At 59.6% G+C, this 15,133-nt stretch carries 18 protein-coding genes and 1 pseudogene; 9 read left to right on the top strand and 10 right to left on the bottom strand.

Annotated elements, in window-relative coordinates:
* Positions 1-7: 7 nt before the first annotated feature.
* From CFII64_RS18780 to CFII64_RS18765, 4 genes are all read right to left on the bottom strand, one after another.
* Complete coding sequence (locus CFII64_RS18780; protein WP_044901545.1) at positions 8-637, bottom strand: glutathione S-transferase family protein; 630 nt, start codon at positions 635-637, stop codon at positions 8-10.
* A 157-nt stretch (positions 638-794) separates the two neighbouring features.
* A complete protein-coding gene (locus CFII64_RS18775) occupies positions 795-1,697 on the bottom strand; it encodes a LysR family transcriptional regulator (protein WP_020292404.1) in 903 nt (300 codons plus the stop codon).
* Positions 1,698-1,700: 3 nt separating this feature from the next.
* Positions 1,701-2,597: a LysR family transcriptional regulator gene (locus CFII64_RS18770; RefSeq protein WP_020292403.1), complete on the bottom strand. Its 897-nt coding sequence runs from the start codon at positions 2,595-2,597 to the stop codon at positions 1,701-1,703.
* A 126-nt stretch (positions 2,598-2,723) separates the two neighbouring features.
* Positions 2,724-3,629, bottom strand: coding sequence for a LysR family transcriptional regulator (locus CFII64_RS18765; protein WP_020292402.1), 906 nt, complete (start codon positions 3,627-3,629; stop codon positions 2,724-2,726).
* Positions 3,630-3,716: 87 nt separating this feature from the next.
* On the opposite strand from CFII64_RS18765, the gene CFII64_RS18760 reads away from it, so the two are divergent.
* Genes CFII64_RS18760 through CFII64_RS18750 form a run of 3 tightly spaced genes read left to right on the top strand, consistent with a single transcriptional unit; the run spans position 3,717 to position 5,981 of the window.
* A complete protein-coding gene (locus tag CFII64_RS18760) occupies positions 3,717-4,859 on the top strand; it encodes an alanine racemase (protein ID WP_020292401.1) in 1,143 nt (380 codons plus the stop codon).
* A 45-nt stretch (positions 4,860-4,904) separates the two neighbouring features.
* Positions 4,905-5,279: a RidA family protein gene (locus tag CFII64_RS18755; protein WP_020292400.1), complete on the top strand. Its 375-nt coding sequence runs from the start codon at positions 4,905-4,907 to the stop codon at positions 5,277-5,279.
* A 21-nt stretch (positions 5,280-5,300) separates the two neighbouring features.
* A complete protein-coding gene (locus CFII64_RS18750) occupies positions 5,301-5,981 on the top strand; it encodes an HAD family hydrolase (RefSeq protein WP_020292399.1) in 681 nt (226 codons plus the stop codon).
* Positions 5,982-6,004: 23 nt separating this feature from the next.
* Here CFII64_RS18750 and CFII64_RS18745 read toward each other — a convergent pair whose 3' ends face one another.
* Positions 6,005-6,637 carry a TetR family transcriptional regulator gene (locus tag CFII64_RS18745; protein ID WP_020292398.1) on the bottom strand — a complete coding sequence of 211 codons (633 nt, stop codon included), beginning with the start codon at positions 6,635-6,637 and terminating at the stop codon, positions 6,005-6,007.
* Between the two features lie 130 nt (positions 6,638-6,767).
* On the opposite strand from CFII64_RS18745, the gene CFII64_RS18740 reads away from it, so the two are divergent.
* Entirely contained in the window at positions 6,768-7,424 is a 657-nt protein-coding gene (locus CFII64_RS18740) for an O-methyltransferase (RefSeq protein ID WP_020292397.1), read from the top strand.
* A 234-nt stretch (positions 7,425-7,658) separates the two neighbouring features.
* Positions 7,659-8,354 (top strand): tRNA (adenine(22)-N(1))-methyltransferase TrmK, encoded by a 696-nt coding sequence (locus tag CFII64_RS18735; protein ID WP_020292396.1) that lies wholly within the window; start codon positions 7,659-7,661, stop codon positions 8,352-8,354.
* 163 nt (positions 8,355-8,517) lie between these two features.
* Here the strand turns inward: CFII64_RS18735 and CFII64_RS18730 are convergent.
* Both CFII64_RS18730 and CFII64_RS18725 read right to left on the bottom strand, forming a co-directional pair.
* Positions 8,518-8,820: pseudogene (locus tag CFII64_RS18730) on the bottom strand (glutathione S-transferase N-terminal domain-containing protein); the annotation flags it as partial.
* Between the two features lie 164 nt (positions 8,821-8,984).
* Positions 8,985-9,731 (bottom strand): ABC transporter substrate-binding protein, encoded by a 747-nt coding sequence (locus CFII64_RS18725; protein ID WP_044901502.1) that lies wholly within the window; start codon positions 9,729-9,731, stop codon positions 8,985-8,987.
* A gap of 188 nt (positions 9,732-9,919) precedes the next feature.
* On the opposite strand from CFII64_RS18725, the gene CFII64_RS18720 reads away from it, so the two are divergent.
* The gene (locus CFII64_RS18720) at positions 9,920-10,510 is read left to right on the top strand and encodes an NADPH-dependent FMN reductase (protein WP_020292393.1); all 591 of its coding nucleotides are present in this window, start codon (positions 9,920-9,922) and stop codon (positions 10,508-10,510) included.
* Here CFII64_RS18720 and CFII64_RS18715 read toward each other — a convergent pair.
* Positions 10,475-11,380 carry a LysR family transcriptional regulator gene (locus tag CFII64_RS18715; protein ID WP_020292392.1) on the bottom strand — a complete coding sequence of 302 codons (906 nt, stop codon included), beginning with the start codon at positions 11,378-11,380 and terminating at the stop codon, positions 10,475-10,477. The two genes, CFII64_RS18720 and CFII64_RS18715, sit on opposite strands and share 36 nt — an antisense overlap.
* 102 nt (positions 11,381-11,482) lie before the next feature.
* Between CFII64_RS18715 and CFII64_RS18710 the strand changes: the two genes are divergently transcribed.
* The 3 genes from CFII64_RS18710 (at position 11,483) to CFII64_RS18700 (ending at position 13,016) form a co-directional block, all read left to right on the top strand.
* Positions 11,483-11,857 (top strand): cupin domain-containing protein, encoded by a 375-nt coding sequence (locus CFII64_RS18710; RefSeq protein WP_020292391.1) that lies wholly within the window; start codon positions 11,483-11,485, stop codon positions 11,855-11,857.
* A 138-nt stretch (positions 11,858-11,995) separates the two neighbouring features.
* Positions 11,996-12,784, top strand: a complete 789-nt coding sequence (locus CFII64_RS18705; RefSeq protein ID WP_020292390.1) for a VacJ family lipoprotein — start codon at positions 11,996-11,998, stop codon at positions 12,782-12,784.
* Positions 12,777-13,016, top strand: coding sequence for a hypothetical protein (locus CFII64_RS18700; protein ID WP_020292389.1), 240 nt, complete (start codon positions 12,777-12,779; stop codon positions 13,014-13,016). The genes CFII64_RS18705 and CFII64_RS18700 overlap by 8 nt, the downstream gene beginning before the upstream one ends.
* Here CFII64_RS18700 and CFII64_RS18695 read toward each other — a convergent pair.
* The gene (locus CFII64_RS18695) at positions 13,013-14,329 is read right to left on the bottom strand and encodes an ATP-binding protein (protein WP_020292388.1); all 1,317 of its coding nucleotides are present in this window, start codon (positions 14,327-14,329) and stop codon (positions 13,013-13,015) included. The genes CFII64_RS18700 and CFII64_RS18695 overlap by 4 nt on opposite strands.
* Positions 14,330-14,384: 55 nt before the next feature.
* Complete coding sequence (locus tag CFII64_RS18690) at positions 14,385-15,089, bottom strand: response regulator (RefSeq protein ID WP_020292387.1); 705 nt, start codon at positions 15,087-15,089, stop codon at positions 14,385-14,387.
* Positions 15,090-15,133 lie beyond the last annotated feature (44 nt).

Genomic DNA, 15,133 nt, shown 5'->3' with positions numbered 1-15,133 from the left:
TCCGGATTCAGCCCGCCAGCAGGCCGGCGGCGGTGGACTGCATGGGTACGAATCCAGGAAGCGCTTCGATCCTCGCCAGCCAGGCGCGCAGGTTCGGGTAGTCCTGCAGCGACACATTGCCTTCTGGCGCATGGGCGATGTAGGCGTAGTTGGCGACATCGGCGATGGTGGGTGCGTCGCCGGTGAGGAACTTTGTGGTGCCCAGCTCCGTTTCCATCATCTTGAATAACGAGTGGGCGCGGTTAATGACGTCATCGGCGTTGAGCGACGCACCAAACACAGTGATCAGCCGCGCGGCAGCGGGACCGAATGCCACCTGACCCGCAGCCACCGACAGCCAGCGCTGCACGCGCGCCGCCGCGACCGGATCTTCCGGCAGCCAGCGACCGTCGCCGTAGGTTTTCGCCAGATAGACCAGAATCGCGTTGGAGTCGCTGAGCACGGTGCCGTCGTCATCGATCACCGGCACCTGGCCGAAGGGGTTCAGTTTGAGAAACTCGACTTGCTTGTGGGCGCCTGTGGCGAGGTCGACGAACACCAGTTCGGTCGGCAGCTCAAGCAGCGAGAGCAGCAGTTCCACACGATGGGCGTGGCCGGAAAGTGGGTGGCGGTACAGTTTGATCGCGTGTTGAGGCATGTCGGAAACTCCGTATCCAGTGAGTGAGGCTTGACGCAGCAAGCCGGTCGGTGGTGATACGGCATGCTGCGCCCGGATGCGGCAGAGCAGAATCGCCATGACGGGCAATCCATGATTTCAGTTTCCGCAACAAAGGCGCTCGGGCCTCTGGCGATAGTCAGGCCTGCAAAGCCGGATGAAGGCGTAGGCGCGGCACTGCAAAGTCGATAAAGGTGCGCACCCGTGCGCTGGCTTTACGTCCTTCACGATAAATCATGTGCGCTGGCAGATCCGGCGCCTTGAAGTCTTGAAACAGGGGTTCAAGCTTGCCGGATTGCAGCTCCTGATGGACCTCGTAGCTCATGCAGCGAATCAGCCCCAGCCCGCAGGCTGCGGCGTGGATCGCACCTTGCTGAGTCGTGCAGGTCAGGACTTGCGTGGTCCTGACCGTGTGCATGGCGGTGTCGCCGTGCAAGCGCCAGTCGGGCCCGTGACCTGTGGATGTCGCAAGGAGGGTCCGATGCGCGCGCAGATCGTCGGCCGTTTCGGGTCGTCCCCATTGAGCAAGATAGGCGGGGGAGGCGCAGATGATCGGCCTGACGGTGCCGATCGATACGGCAAAATTGGATGAGTCGGGAAGGTGACCGACCACCAGCGCGACATCAATGGCTTCTTCCAGAAGCTTGGGCATGCTTTCCCGTGCGAGGGTCAGCAGTTGCACGTCGGGGAAGGTGTCCAGGTATTGCACGGCCAATGCAGTGAATACCTGGTTGGCCATCAACAAGGGCAAGGCGACCGTCAATTGGCCGTTGGGCTGGCTATGCAGGCCGGCGGCCGAGCGCTCAGCCTCGGCGGTTTCCTCCAGGATGAGTCGGCAACTGGCAGCGAACTGTTCACCCGCACGGCTCAGGCTTATCCCTCGGGGTCCGCGCAATAGCAGTACGGTTCCCAGGCGTGTCTCCAGTGCAGTCACGGTGCGCATGACAGTGGCCGGTGACAGCGCGAGGGCACGCGCCGCCGATGCCAGGCTGCCCGCCTGGACCACGGCGGCAAAGACTTCCATCTGGCGGTAGCGGGCCATCAGTTACGGCGTTCCCGGTTGCTGCAGTGCCGAATCGTCCAGCAGTCTGCTGTAACAATGGTCGACAAAGGTCCGCTCCCTGGCGGAAACCTGCCTGCCGCTCTGGTAAAGGATATGCACCGGCAGCGGCGGGGTGCCAAAGTCTGCAAGCACAATCTCCAGCTCACCCTTGGCCACGGCTTGCGCTACCTGATAGGAAAGCACACGGGTAAAGCCCCATCCCATGCGGGCGGCGTTGATGGCCGCCTGATTGGAGCTGACCACCAGACGAGGGTGCGGAGTGAACACGATGGCCTCATCCGGGCCGCCGAATTGCCAGTGGGTCAGCAAACTGCTGGCCGAGGACATGACAATCTGCGCGCCCTGAATATCCTGAGGGTGAGCAGGGCGGCCGACGCGATCAAGAAACGCGGGTGCGGCACAGATCACCGAGCGGATTTCCCCCACCTTCAGCGCATGGAAACTCCCTTCGGGGAGCTGTCCGATGCGTATGGCGACATCAACGCCTTCATCGGCCATGTTCACCAGCCGGTCCACCAGCAGCGCATTGACAGCCACTTCGGTGTGCGCCGTCAGGTATTGCGCAATCAGCGGGATCAGGAACAGTTCGCCGAACATCACCGGCGCAGTCACCGTCAAACTGCCCCGGGCGCGCAGGCTGCTGCCGGCTGCCAGCTCTTCGGCCTCTTCGAGCTCCAGCAAAATGCGCTTGCAGTCCTCGACGTAACGCTGGCCGGCTTCGGTTAGCCGAAGGGTGCGCGAATTGCGTGCGAGCAGCAGCGTGCCGAGGCGGCTCTCCAACGCGGCGATGGCGCGCGTCACACTGGACGGCGACATACCCAATACCTTGCCGCCCCCACCGAAACTCTTCGCTTCGGTAACGGCCAGCAGTACTTTCATTTCCTGGAACCTGTCCACGGCCATCTCCGCATTAAGTGTCAGCAGGAACAGAAGATTAGTGTGTCTGCCTGATGACGGTGTGCATTTCGCAGCGCTCAAGAGATTGAGCGCTGCGAGGGCTGCTGCTCATTGCCGCCAAGGCGGCTGTGGGATGAACTGATCCTGGAGGAAACGCAAGAAGTTGCGGGCTCGCGCGGGCAACCCCTCGCGTTGATGGGTCAGCGCCACGACGTTGGCATCCGGCAGCTTCCAGCCGGGCAGCAGTCTTACCAATGTCCCGTCCGCCAGCGCACCGGCAACGTCCCATTCAGAGCGCATGATGATGCCGTGACCTTCGCACGCCCACTGGCGAATGACACTGCCTTCATTGCAGCTCAAGGCAGGGCGGACGCGTACGCTGATAGTTTTACGCGAGCGTGTGAAATGCCAGAGCGTCACGTCTTCGTTGTTTTCGCGCAGTGCAATGCACGGCAGGCTTGCCAACTGCTCGGGATGTTCAGGCAGATCGTGTTGCTCAATGAAGGCGGGTGACGCGCATACGTAGCGGCGGTTCGGCGCAATGGAATGGCACACCAGGTTGGACGCGTGCAGTTCACCAATATGGATGACGACATCAAACCGATCGGCCACTTCGACCATTGGCCGTTCAGACAAACTCAAGGCTATCTCGACTTCCGGGTGCAGGCGTTGAAACGCTGCCACCGCCGGCGCCACATACTGGCGTCCGAAGCCGAAAGGCGCGTTGATTTTCAGTTTGCCAACAAAGCCACTGCGCCGCTCATGCAAATCCGCCAGCAGGTTATCGAATTGCTCGACCAGCTCTGCGCCCCGCAGGCACAAAAGCTCGCCTTCATCGGTAAAGCGCAGTTGCCGGGCCGACCGATCCAGCAAGCGGATGGACAGTTTCTTTTCCATTTGCTGCAGCCGCTGGGTGACTGCCGAGGGTGTCAATCCCAGCTTGCGCGAGGCGGCCAGCAAACTGTCACTTTCCCGGATGACCAGCAGAAAACGGATGTCGAGCGTTTCATTCATTAAGTTTCACTGAATATAAGAGTTAGCAAAGCTAAATTCTATTCCGAATTTGGCGGCTTACAATAGCGCCATTCCAGGAGCCCACTCATGTCAGCACTCAACTCTCTTCTCGAAACCCTCGAAACGCCCGCCTTGTTGCTGGACCGCGAACGTCTGGACGCCAACATTCAACGGATGCGCAATAAACTGGCGCCGTTCAATGTGGTATTGCGTCCCCACGTGAAGACCAACAAGTCGTTGGAGGTCACCGAGCGCCTGTTTGCCGGTGGGCGGGGGCCGATTACCGTTTCTACCCTGCGCGAGGCGGACTTCTTCTTTGACGCGGGGTTTAGCGACATCCTGTATGGGGTTGGCATTGCGCCCAACAAATTTGCACACGCTGCCGCGTTGATCGACAAAGGTGCGGCGCTCAAGCTGGTGCTCGACAATCTGCAGACCGCCAGGCAACTGGCCGAATTCGCCAGAACCACGGGGCATGTCTTTGATGTCCTGCTGGAAATCGACTGCGACGGTCATCGTTCCGGCCTGGGCCCGCAAGCACCCTTGCTGGTTGAAATCGCGCAGTTGTTGAGCGCCAGTGGCATCCGGGTCAGCGGCTTGATGACGCACGCCGGCAAGTCCTACGACAGCCAGTCAATCGCGCAAATCGAGGCCTGCGCCCGACAGGAGCGCGCGGCAATTGTCCAGAGCCGCCAGATGCTGGCCCATGCAGGTTTCGACCTGACGATCATCAGTATCGGTTCAACGCCCACGGCGCTGTTTACTCAGGATTTATCAGACGTAACCGAAGTTCGCGCGGGGGTGTTCGCGTTCTTCGATCTGGTCATGGCGGGGCTGGGTGTGTGTCAGGTGCAGGATATTGCCGTCTCGGTCCTGACGTCCGTCATCGGTTATCAAGCTGAAAAAGGCTGGATCATCACCGATGCGGGGTGGATGGCACTTTCGCGTGATCGGGGCACCGCCAAACAGGCGGTTGATCAAGGCTACGGCATTGTGTGCGACGTCGCCGGCCAGCCGATGGGCGACTGGATCGTCAGCGCAACCAACCAGGAACACGGAATCATTTCATCGCGATCCGGCAAGCTCGATCCCGCAAGTTTCCCGCCTTTGGGCACGCTGCTGCGAATCCTGCCGAACCATGCTTGCGCGACCTCGGCGCAGCATGCCGGATACCACGTGCTGAGCGAAGGAAACCCCCTGGGTTTCTGGCCGCGCATTTCGGGTTGGTGATTTCTTGCGTTTGAGTTCAGCACTTGCATCGCGATAGGAGGGCACATGAAGTTGATTACAGCAGAAAAACTGCCTGCGCCAGGTGGGCATTACTCACACGGGGTACAGGCAGGAAAGCTTCTATTCATTTCCGGCCAGTTGCCGTTTCTGCCAGGCGCGCAGGGATTCCCCGACGGCATACAAGCCCAGATCATACAAGCGATGGCCAATGTTGAGGCGGTGCTCCAGGCGGCGGGAGCTGCTTTGCATCACCTGGTCAATGTGCAGATTTACATCGTTGATGTGGATGACTGGCCTATCGTCAATTCGACTTATTCGGCGCTTATGGGCGCCCATCGACCTGCACGGGCGATCATCCCCTGTGGACCCCTCCATCATGGAGCCTTGGTGGAAGTTTCAGCGGTGGCGGAAATTGAATAACTTTGAAGAAGGGCAGTCGTTATGAACTCAACTGAAAGCACTATCCGGCAAGCTCCTGTCGAGCTCGTCCTGTTCGACTTGCTCACCGCGTTGCTGGATTCGTGGACGCTGTGGAACTCCGTCGCCGGCTCCGAGGAAATGGGGCGCACCTGGCGTATGGCTTATTTGAAAGCTACTTACGGCTGTGGCACCTATCGGCCCTATGAAACGCTGGTCGAGGAGGCCGCCATCAGTGTAGGGCTGGGAAAAGATGCCGCCGCACAGCTGGAGGCGCGCTGGACAGAGTTGCAGCCGTGGCCTGAGGCCAGGCGTGTGCTGAGCGAATTGGCCCCGCACTACAAACTGGGGGTCGTCACTAACTGTTCGGAGAAGTTGGGACGCATTGCGGCGGATCTTCTGGGCGTGCCGTTCGATGTGATTGTCACTTCTGAACAGGCTGGTTTCTACAAGCCTGATCCAGAACCTTACCGGCTCGCGCTGCAACTTGCGGGTGTCGAGCCGGCTCGCGCTGTATTCGTCGCCGGTTCAGCCTACGATCTGTTTGGCACACAGAAAGTCGGCTTGCCGACCCTCTGGCATAACCGGATAGGACTTGACGCTCCGGCAGGGGCGCCTGCTCCGTTATTCATGCGTCCGACACTCGATAGCCTGGTAGAGGACATTGCAGCCCTGAACGGGCAATACGCTGAACGGCACGACTGACCATGTGACGGGCTTTGGCATGCTCAGCGCTGGTTGAGCACTGTCACATAGGCGCTGAACATATCGGCCATGGCATCAGCGTAGGCAGTGATTTCTGCAGCAGTACGAGGGCTTTCCGAGAAGTGCTTGCCCACTGTACTGAAGGTCGTGGCAATCAAGTCGCAGGCTAGGGCGCGGGTTGCTTCAGGGGCTTGAGGGAGCAATTCAAGCATGAAGGTCTGAAAGATCTGCTCCCCCGTCGCCCGAACCTCATGCGCTTCGGGCGCGTCCCGGTAGAGCGGCGCGGCGTCGTTGAGTGCAACCCGCATCTGCGCTTCTTCGCACTCCGAATGAATAAAGGTATGCACCAGCGTCTGCAGCCGCTCAAGGGGCGGCTTGTCCCTGTCACTGAGGATCGCGCAAAGCATTTGCGTGGTTTGCTGCCATTCATCGCTCTGGAGCCGAAACAGAATGGCCGCCTTGTTGGGGAAGTATTGATACACCGAGCCGATACTGACGCCGGCCTTTTCCGCGACGCGGGCCGTGGTGAAACGTGCCGCACCTTCTTTGCCCAAAACCTGAATAGCCGCTTCGAGGATGGTCGCCACCAGCTCGGTCGATCGCGCCTGTTTGGGCTGTTTGCGTGAGGAAATCTGCGAGGTCTGGCGACTGGTCATAGGGCGTTCCTGCCTGGGTGCTAATGCGAATAGCGAATGTGACGAATTGCTCGCATAATTTTAATGCGACGAATTAGTCGCATATTAGCCCGGCGCCTTGAGGCGCTCAACCTTGAAACGGGAAGCGACCATGAACACCCTTACCGCAGCGCCAATGGCGCTGCTGATTGAACGTCTGTACGCCCGCGCCAACGCCACCACCAGTGACGTATTCAGCACGATGGCCGCTGATGAACGCGAACGCCTCATGCGCAGCAAGGCGGACTATCGAGAACTCTACGGACTGTTGAAAGACCTCTGGCTACCGATCTCGCGAGATACCGGCAAGCTGTTGTACATGCTGGCGCGCAGCGCAAAAGCGCGTTCCATCGTCGAGTTCGGCACCTCGTTCGGGCTCTCGACCTTGCACCTGGCCGCCGCCCTGCGGGACAACGGCGGCGGTGTGTTGATCACCAGTGAGTTCGAAGCGTCGAAAATCGCCCTGGCCCGCGAGCACTTGATTGAAGGCGGGGTGAGCGACCTGGTGGACATTCGCGAGGGTGATGCGCTTGTCACTCTGGCCACTGATCTGCCTGATGTCGTCGACCTGTTGCTGCTTGACGGCGCGAAGGCTCTTTATCGCGATGTGCTGAGCCTGGTCGAAAGCCGACTCAAGCCAGGAGCTGTGGTGGTGGCCGACAACACCGATTACTGCCCGGATTACCTGGCCTACGTTCGCTCGCCGAAAAACGGTTACCTGTCCGTGCCGGTCGGTGAGGACGTCGAGCTTTCCGTCCGGCTGAGCTGATGCCCTGACGATGGCGGGTTGAACCGTGGATCTCGATCAACCTGCCTATTCCACTTTCTGAAAGCACGCTTTTCATGACACAACACAGTAGCTAGCATGTTTCGGCTCGTGGCGTAGGTATTGCTTTTCAATACGCCGGGAGGAATGCGTCAGGCTTGAAATACGCGGCGTTGCTCGACAGAATCGCCCCCCGATCCGGTCGAACTTGCCGGACGTTAGTGAAAAGGGCTGCAGGTGAACCAACAGACATTGTCCAGGCGCCTGGAACGCGTGGCGGCGCATGTGCCGGCCGGTGCGCGCCTGGCCGATATCGGCTCCGATCATGGTTATCTGCCGGTGGCGTTGATGCATCGAGGCGCGATCGTGACAGCGGTGGCCGGTGAGGTGGCGTTGACGCCATTCCACGCGGCGCTACGCACCGTGCACGAGAGCGGCCTGGGTCAGCGGATCGCCGTGCGCCTGGCCGATGGCCTGGCGGCAATCGAACCGGACGATGCAATCACCGCGATCAGCCTGTGTGGCATGGGTGGCGAGACGATCCGCGACATACTCGACAGCGGCAAGGCGCATCTGAACGGCCAGGAACGCCTGATCCTGCAGCCCAACGGCGGCGAGCAGCCACTGCGTCACTGGCTGATGGAAAACGGCTACCGCATCCTTTGCGAAGAAGTGCTGCGGGAGAATCGCTTCGACTACGAAATCATCGTCGCCGAGCGTACCGGGCCGGCGGCATACACCGCCGAAGAACTGTACTTCGGCCCGTTGCAGATGCAGGCACGCAGCCCGGCGTTCCTGTTCAAGTGGCAGCGCATGCTGCGCTTGAAACAGCGAACCCTGACCCAATTCGCCCGGGCGCAGCAGGCCGTGCCCGAGGAGAAAGCACTGGAGGTCGCCCGGCATGTCCGGTGGATCACCGAGCTGTTGGCGTGAGCCGGGGCGAAGTAACGAGTAATTGGAACCGACCTTGATTCCCAGCCCTATCTGACTCGGATTGAGCCGGGGCGCTGCCAGTGTTCAAACGATGGGATAGCGTCGGAACAGTTCAGTCTGTTCCAGACTCTCGGCCAATGCGCGGATCGCGGGGAAGTCCTCAGGCCGCCAATGCCAGCCCCACGGTACGCAGGGCCGTGCCTAGAGCCTGTGGTTGCTGCGGCAACAGCTTGGCGGCCGGGGCGCTGGTGGCTTCGAAGTAGTCAATGATCAGCGTCGAATCCATCAGTACCGTACCGTCGTCGAGGGACAGTGTCGGCGCTTTGACCACCGGATTGATTTGGGCAAACGCCTCGAACGTGCTGAACACGGACAATGGCTCATGTTCAAATTCGATCCCGAACACGTCCAGGGAAATGGCGACTCGGCGAACATAGGGTGAATCCAGCATGCCCCAAAGCTTCATTTGTTACTCTCCGTCTCGTATGACCAAGTATTTACAACACCTTACCCTTATCCTTATTGGCTCGTCGTGCCCAATCAGGCGCGCTCGACATCGCGGCAACGTGATTTTTCCGAATGGTTGATCACAGAGGTTGATGAATACCTGAAGCCTGGGTCATCGACATATCATTGCCCGACCGGCTGCTGATACTGACGCTGGATACGCTCCAGTTCGCCCGAGTGACGCAGTTGCGCCAAAGCGTTGGCCCAGGCAGCGACCCGTTCGTCTTCACAGTCGCGGCTGAAGGCGATGTACAACGATGAGCGATAGAGCTCGATGGGAATCTGCCGTAACGTACCGGGCGCGATGTTCAACTGACGGCTGTAAAAAACCACCCCGGCATCGGTATCGCCGATGATGATGCTGGTGCGTCCGGCGAGAAGCATGCGGTAGAGCTGCAGGTTTTCCGTAGCACTTCTGTCGAGGTTGTTGAAACCCAGAGACTGCAGCATATCGGGCACCAGGCCGGCATGCCGGGTAGTGATTCGCGGCGCGTGCAGCAGTTGCTCCAGGGAATTCACCGGCGGCGCCTTGGCCAATTGATAGGCGTGGATGGATTCCTCGACGATTGGTCCAACCCACTTATATAACGGCTCGCGCTCGGCCGTGCGGAACATGGAATACATGATCGTCCGGGGCCGGTTTTGTAAGACACGGGTAGCTCGCATGCTGGGCAGCAGCACCACTTCAAAGTTATCCCCGGTCAGCGCCATGATGGCCCGGACGATTTCGGTGGTCATGCCGGTTAGCTGATTGTTCTCTTCGTAGTTGTACGGTGCCCATTCTTCGGTAACGACCTGATAGGGTTCGGCCCTGACACAAGTGCCGAGCAATACCCACAACGATGCTGCGGCGAGTGTCCAATGTTTCACGTTTTCTGCCTGATGGGCTGTTCGGTGTTCCAGGACGGAACGAACAGGCAAGACAAGCATAGACCGGGATGCTCGTCCTATGTCGGTGATGTAACGTAGCGGGGCAGCACTGATAGCGCCCCGTTTGTTCTGCGTTCGTACAATCGGCGGCTATTCTCGATAGACCCGACTATCCAGGAGCCCTGATCATGACCCACTCCGAACCACTGACCATCGCCGTATTGCTTGGCTCGGTACGCTCCGATCGGCAAGGGATAAAAGCCGCGCGCCTGCTTCTGGCGGCGCTTGAACAGCGCGGGCATGAGGCGGTGCTGGTCGACCCGATGGTGACTCGCTTGCCGTTGCTGGACCGCATGTACAAGGAATACCCGAAAGGCTCGGCACCGGCCGAACTGGAGCAGCTGGCGACGCTGTACCGTCGAGCCGATGGTTTTCTGTTGGTCAGCGCTGAATACAATCACGGTGTACCGCCAGCGTTGAAAAACCTGCTGGATCATTTTCTGGAAGAGTATTTCTGGCGGCCTTCGGCAATTACCTGTTACTCCGCCGGCAGATACGGGGGCGTGCGGGCGGCAATGCAGTTGCGGATGATCCTGGGGGAATTGGGCATGCCGAGCATTCCCAGCCTGTTTGCCATTCCCCGGATTGGTGACGCCCTGAGTGACGATGGGCAAGCCAAAGAGGAGCGCACCACCAGGCAGATGAATGGTTTTCTGGATGAGTTTGAATGGTATGCGCAGGCGCTAAGGCGTCAGCGAGCGAGCGGCACGCCTTATTAAGGTGGGCGGCATTGCCGACTGGCGATAGTGCTGGCGAATAACCTCTGCCATTTCCAGTGCTCCGGTGCCTGCGTGTTGCGAGACGTGCAGCTCGATGGCGAAATCCGGCAATAACGGCAGCCCGCAATCCGCTCCCAGCTCCCGGAAATCTTCGGGCACCAGCGAGCGCAGCCACGGCGTCAGCGCCAGGCCGCTGCGGACAGTGGAGAGCGTGGCATCGACCGAGGCATTTTCGAATACCACACGCCAACTGATGTGCGCCTGGCCGAGCATGGCAAAAACCGTGCGGCGAAAGGTGCAGGTTGGCGTCACGAAACACAGCGGCAATGGCCTTTGGCGAAACAGTTCGTCCGCAGTGCCGATCCACACCAACGGCTCCAGGCTCAGGCGTTCGCCAACGGCCTCGCTCTCAGGGCATTGGCTAATGGTCAGATCAACCAGACCTCGGGAAAAATCCTGCATCAGGTCAACCGAGGAGCCGGTCACAATCGTGACCTTTACGTTTGGATGGCGATGGGCATAGGCTTTCAGAATGGGGGCGAAATGCGCTCCGGCCATGTCGTAGGGTACGCCGACCCGCACTGTTTCTCCGCTGTGCGGCCCGGTCATTTCCTCGCACACACGGTCGTTGAGTTCGAGGAGACGGCGGGCTTTGGGCAGAAAGTCCGCCCCTCGATCAGTCAACTGCGTGCCCTGAGGATCGCGTTCCAGCAACAGACAGTCGAAAAACGTCTCCAGCCGCTTGACCTGTTGGCTGATACCGCCCTGGGTGAGGTGCAGCTGACGTGCGGCAGCGCTGATGCTGCCGGTCTGCGCAACCACGACGAAGGTGCGGATCAGAGCAAGATCAATGGTGCGAGATCTGGACATTGTGTGGGCCATTACAGTTGCTAATGGCAGCATTATAAACATTCGATACTGCCCGTCATTCCTGCCACGTAAATTGGTGATCCCTTATACGGAGTTCTGCTCATGATGCTCAGCGGCCACACCACAAACATCGAATCGGCCTTGGCCAGGATCAGCCAATACTGGTCGCCACAGGTCATCGGTCAGGTCAACGACCAGTACATCAAGGTTGCCAAACTCAAAGGCGAACTGATGTGGCATGCCCATGCGGATGAAGACGAGATGTTCATGGTGGTCTATGGAACCCTCAAGATTCAGCTGGAAGATCGGGACATCGTCCTCCAGCCCGGTGAGTTCTGCGTCATCCCCCGAGGCGTCCGGCACAATCCGGTGGCGACGGATGAATGCGGTATTGTGCTGATTGAGACGGTCACCACCCTGCATACCGGGGCTGAAATCAGCCCGAGAAGCGTGCCTGTCGAGCAACAGCTGCGCTAGAGGCCGACATTAAAGCGTGAGGGCGGGCTCAGATAGATTTCAACGCGGTAACAAAACTACAGGCGCGGCATAAAGCAGACATCTTCAGGCAAAAAAGCGCAGGCAGGATCGCCAGCAGTCCTTGCCGAGATGCCTTGCATGCCAATTATCAAATACGCTTCACCTGTTGTTCGCTCCACGCTTGCCGGTTTTGTTGCAGTGCTCGCCGCTGGTTGCGCAAGTGCGCCCTCTGCACCGGCTGGCCCCTGCGACGATGTGAGCTACACCCTGCATGACCCGGCAGAGCCGGTCAATCGTGGCATCTTCGCCTTTAACCGCACTGTCGACGACTACGCGCTGGCGCCGGTTGCCCGTGGTTATCTGCACTTGCCGGACTTCTTCCAGACGGGCGTTCACAACTTCGTCGCCAACTTTGGCGAGCCCAAGGTCTTTATCAACGACTTGCTGCAAGGCAATGGCGAACGTTCGGTGGCTACCTTCGGCCGGTTCGTGATCAACACCACCGCAGGCCTGGTCGGTTTGATCGACGTCTCCGGCAAGATGGGCATCGAGCGCCACAAGGCCGACTTCGGCCAGACCTTCGGCGTGTGGAACATCGCCAGTGGGCCTATCGTCGAGCTGCCGCTGTTTGGCACCAGCAATCTCAGGGATGCGACCGGCAAAGTGTTGAGCTTCGCGGTCGATCCTCTGGGCAGCAACAGCGACACCGTCAATACGTTGGGTACCATCAATACCGTTGGCGGCATTGTCGATGGCCGCGCCGGACTGTTGCCCGTCACTGACGCACTGCGCAAACAGCCGGATTATTACCTGGCATTGCGTGACACCGTGGCCCAGAAGCGCGCCAACTTTGTGGTGGAAGGCAAGAAAGGCAGCGTCGTCCAGCCCCTCGTGAGCTGCCCCGGCGTTGAGTCCGATGATGAATAGAAACGACGCCTTGGTACTGCATCGCAGAACGCGAGCGCCCAATCAGGTTTCAGTGCACTGCCGGGAAATCGAACTGCGCCTCGCCGACGACGGCCGCCACGTGATGCTTAGCCGCTACGTCGAACTGTACAGCGACGAGTGCGCTGCCTGGTGCTCGGTCCGCCACCATCGCATCCCGTTGATCAGCATGATCCGCTGGATAATCAGCAATGGAGAAGGGGTGCAGGTTTAGCGGCGTGGCGTGCTGGCTAGCGGCAAAAATAGTTCGAATCTGGCGCCGCCGAGTGGCGATGAGCCGAGGATGATTCGGCCGCCCTGGCATTCTATCGCGCGCCGGCTAATCGCCAGACCCAGGCCGAAGCCTCCGGTGTCGCGATCCCGGCTTCTGTCCATGCGATAAAACGGTTCGAATACACGCTCGCGCTCATCGACAGGTATCCCGATGCCGTCGTCCTCAATACTCAACATCAGGCCCTTGTCGGCGTGCTTTTGTGCGATGACCCGGACCTGGCGCTCACAATACCGAATCGCGTTGTTGATCAGGTTCTGGATTGCGCGCGCGGTCAGGCGCGGGTCAAGCACGAAACGCTCGGGCGTCTCGTCAAACTGCAGGATCAAGGTGAATTGTCGGCTGTCCTGTTCGTCGATAAATCCGCCCAGCACGCTGTCGAGGTAAGCCTGCATCGGCACTTCCTGTAACTCGGGGAGCTGATACGGGGATTGCAGGCGAGTGTAAGAGAGCAACTCGTCAATCAAGGCATCCAGCTCCCGAACATGTCCGAGCATCTGTTCGAGTCGCAGCCGGGTTGGCGCCTCCAGCGGGTCGGCCATGACCAGCGCCATACCGAATTCCAGCCTCGATAGAGGCGTGCGCAGTTCATGTGACACCGCATTGAGCAGCTCTTGTTGCTGGTTGAGCAGTCCTTCAATGTCCTGTGCCATTTTGTCGAACACCTGGGCCAGCTCGCCAATGTTCGAGCGTGGTGAAATCCGGGTGCGCTCTGTCAGATTGCCGTTGCCCAACATCATCGCGGTGCGCTTGAGCCGTTGCAGATCACGCCAGTGCGGCCATACCCAGATCAGCAGGCAAGCGAGTAGCGCTGCGCCAACCAGAATGTTCATCAGCCAGTAGATGATATTGATGTCGATCGGCGGATCCGGTGCCACCAGTTCGATCACATGATCATCGGGAAGTCGCGTCAGGGCGGTTCCCAATTCGCCGAAGTAGCCGCTGCGCACAGCATTCTTGCCCTGTTTGAGCGCCTGGCGTTCGCTGTCGGTCAAGCTGGGGTCCGCCAGCGAGATGACCCGCAGCTGCAGCGGTGCGAAGTCTGCTTGCAGCTCACGTTCCAGCGCCGGCCAGGCGTCTTGCGGCGTCTGACTGAAGCGCACCTGGATCAGCCGCAAGGTGCCCTTGGCCTGCTGTTGGTTGTAAGTGACAGTGCGCTCGTCGAACAGGCTCAATACCAGCCCCGGAACGGTGTAGAGCGCAACGCCGTAGGTTACCAGCATGATCAGGTACAGCCGAGCGAGCATTTTGAACATGGGGATTGATCAACCAGTGGAGTCGGAAGGGGAGCGTAACGTGCAGGAGAGCGAGCTATTCATCCCACTCGGAGCGGCTTAACAGGTAACCCTTGCCCCACACGGTTTTGATCTTGCGCGGTTCGCCGGGGTCGTCTTCGAATTTGCGGCGCAGCTTGGAGATGGCAACATCCACCGAGCGGTCAATTCCGTTGAATTCAATGCCGCGCAGCTGCTGGATCAACTGGTCGCGACTCAGGACTTCGCCCACGTGAGCCGCAAGCACCAGGAGCAGGTTGTATTCACCGGACGACAGGTCCACGTCCTGCTTTCGCCATCGCACCTGGCGCTCGGTCAAGTCGATGACCAGCTGGCCCAGCACGATTTGCCGAGGATCGCTGCGCTGGGTGGCGGCGGGTGTGCTGCGTCGCAATAGCGTGCGAATCCGTGCCAGCAGTACTCGAGGCTCGCAGGGTTTGGCCACGTAATCATCAGCGCCGGTTTCCAGGCCGAGTATCTGGTCGTCGCTCTGGTCACGGGCAGTGAGCATGATGATTGGCAGGCCGGGTTGTTCGTCCCGCAATTGCCGACAGACATGCAAGCCATCCAGCCCAGGCAGCATCAGATCGAGAATGACCAGATCAGGCCGCAGTTGATGCAGTCCTTCAAGCGCCCGGTCGCCACGGTTGATCACCGCGACATCGTATTCAAAGCGCTGCAGGTAGCTGGCAATCAGCTCAGAGAGAGCCGCGTCATCCTCGACAAGCATAATCCTGGTCATTGTTCAGGCCATTTCAAAAGTGGGCAGCATAACCAAGGCACACC

Source organism: Pseudomonas sp. CFII64, assembly GCF_000416235.1.
GTDB lineage: Bacteria > Pseudomonadota > Gammaproteobacteria > Pseudomonadales > Pseudomonadaceae > Aquipseudomonas.
Note: the sequence above shows the minus strand (reverse complement) of the source record. Positions and strands in the feature narration are given on the sequence as shown.

Coding starts and splice junctions, on each gene's coding strand:
- CFII64_RS18770 (WP_020292403.1), bottom strand. CDS start 2,597: ATGAAAGTACTGCTGGCCGTTACCGAAGCGAAGAGTTTCGGTGGGGGC.
- CFII64_RS18745 (WP_020292398.1), bottom strand. CDS start 6,637: ATGACCAGTCGCCAGACCTCGCAGATTTCCTCACGCAAACAGCCCAAA.
- CFII64_RS18780 (WP_044901545.1), bottom strand. CDS start 637: ATGCCTCAACACGCGATCAAACTGTACCGCCACCCACTTTCCGGCCAC.
- CFII64_RS18690 (WP_020292387.1), bottom strand. CDS start 15,089: ATGACCAGGATTATGCTTGTCGAGGATGACGCGGCTCTCTCTGAGCTG.
- CFII64_RS18765 (WP_020292402.1), bottom strand. CDS start 3,629: ATGAATGAAACGCTCGACATCCGTTTTCTGCTGGTCATCCGGGAAAGT.
- CFII64_RS18750 (WP_020292399.1), top strand. CDS start 5,301: ATGAACTCAACTGAAAGCACTATCCGGCAAGCTCCTGTCGAGCTCGTC.
- CFII64_RS18755 (WP_020292400.1), top strand. CDS start 4,905: ATGAAGTTGATTACAGCAGAAAAACTGCCTGCGCCAGGTGGGCATTAC.
- CFII64_RS18775 (WP_020292404.1), bottom strand. CDS start 1,697: ATGGCCCGCTACCGCCAGATGGAAGTCTTTGCCGCCGTGGTCCAGGCG.
- CFII64_RS18740 (WP_020292397.1), top strand. CDS start 6,768: ATGAACACCCTTACCGCAGCGCCAATGGCGCTGCTGATTGAACGTCTG.
- CFII64_RS18715 (WP_020292392.1), bottom strand. CDS start 11,380: ATGTCCAGATCTCGCACCATTGATCTTGCTCTGATCCGCACCTTCGTC.
- CFII64_RS18720 (WP_020292393.1), top strand. CDS start 9,920: ATGACCCACTCCGAACCACTGACCATCGCCGTATTGCTTGGCTCGGTA.
- CFII64_RS18710 (WP_020292391.1), top strand. CDS start 11,483: ATGATGCTCAGCGGCCACACCACAAACATCGAATCGGCCTTGGCCAGG.
- CFII64_RS18695 (WP_020292388.1), bottom strand. CDS start 14,329: ATGTTCAAAATGCTCGCTCGGCTGTACCTGATCATGCTGGTAACCTAC.
- CFII64_RS18700 (WP_020292389.1), top strand. CDS start 12,777: ATGAATAGAAACGACGCCTTGGTACTGCATCGCAGAACGCGAGCGCCC.
- CFII64_RS18705 (WP_020292390.1), top strand. CDS start 11,996: ATGCCAATTATCAAATACGCTTCACCTGTTGTTCGCTCCACGCTTGCC.
- CFII64_RS18760 (WP_020292401.1), top strand. CDS start 3,717: ATGTCAGCACTCAACTCTCTTCTCGAAACCCTCGAAACGCCCGCCTTG.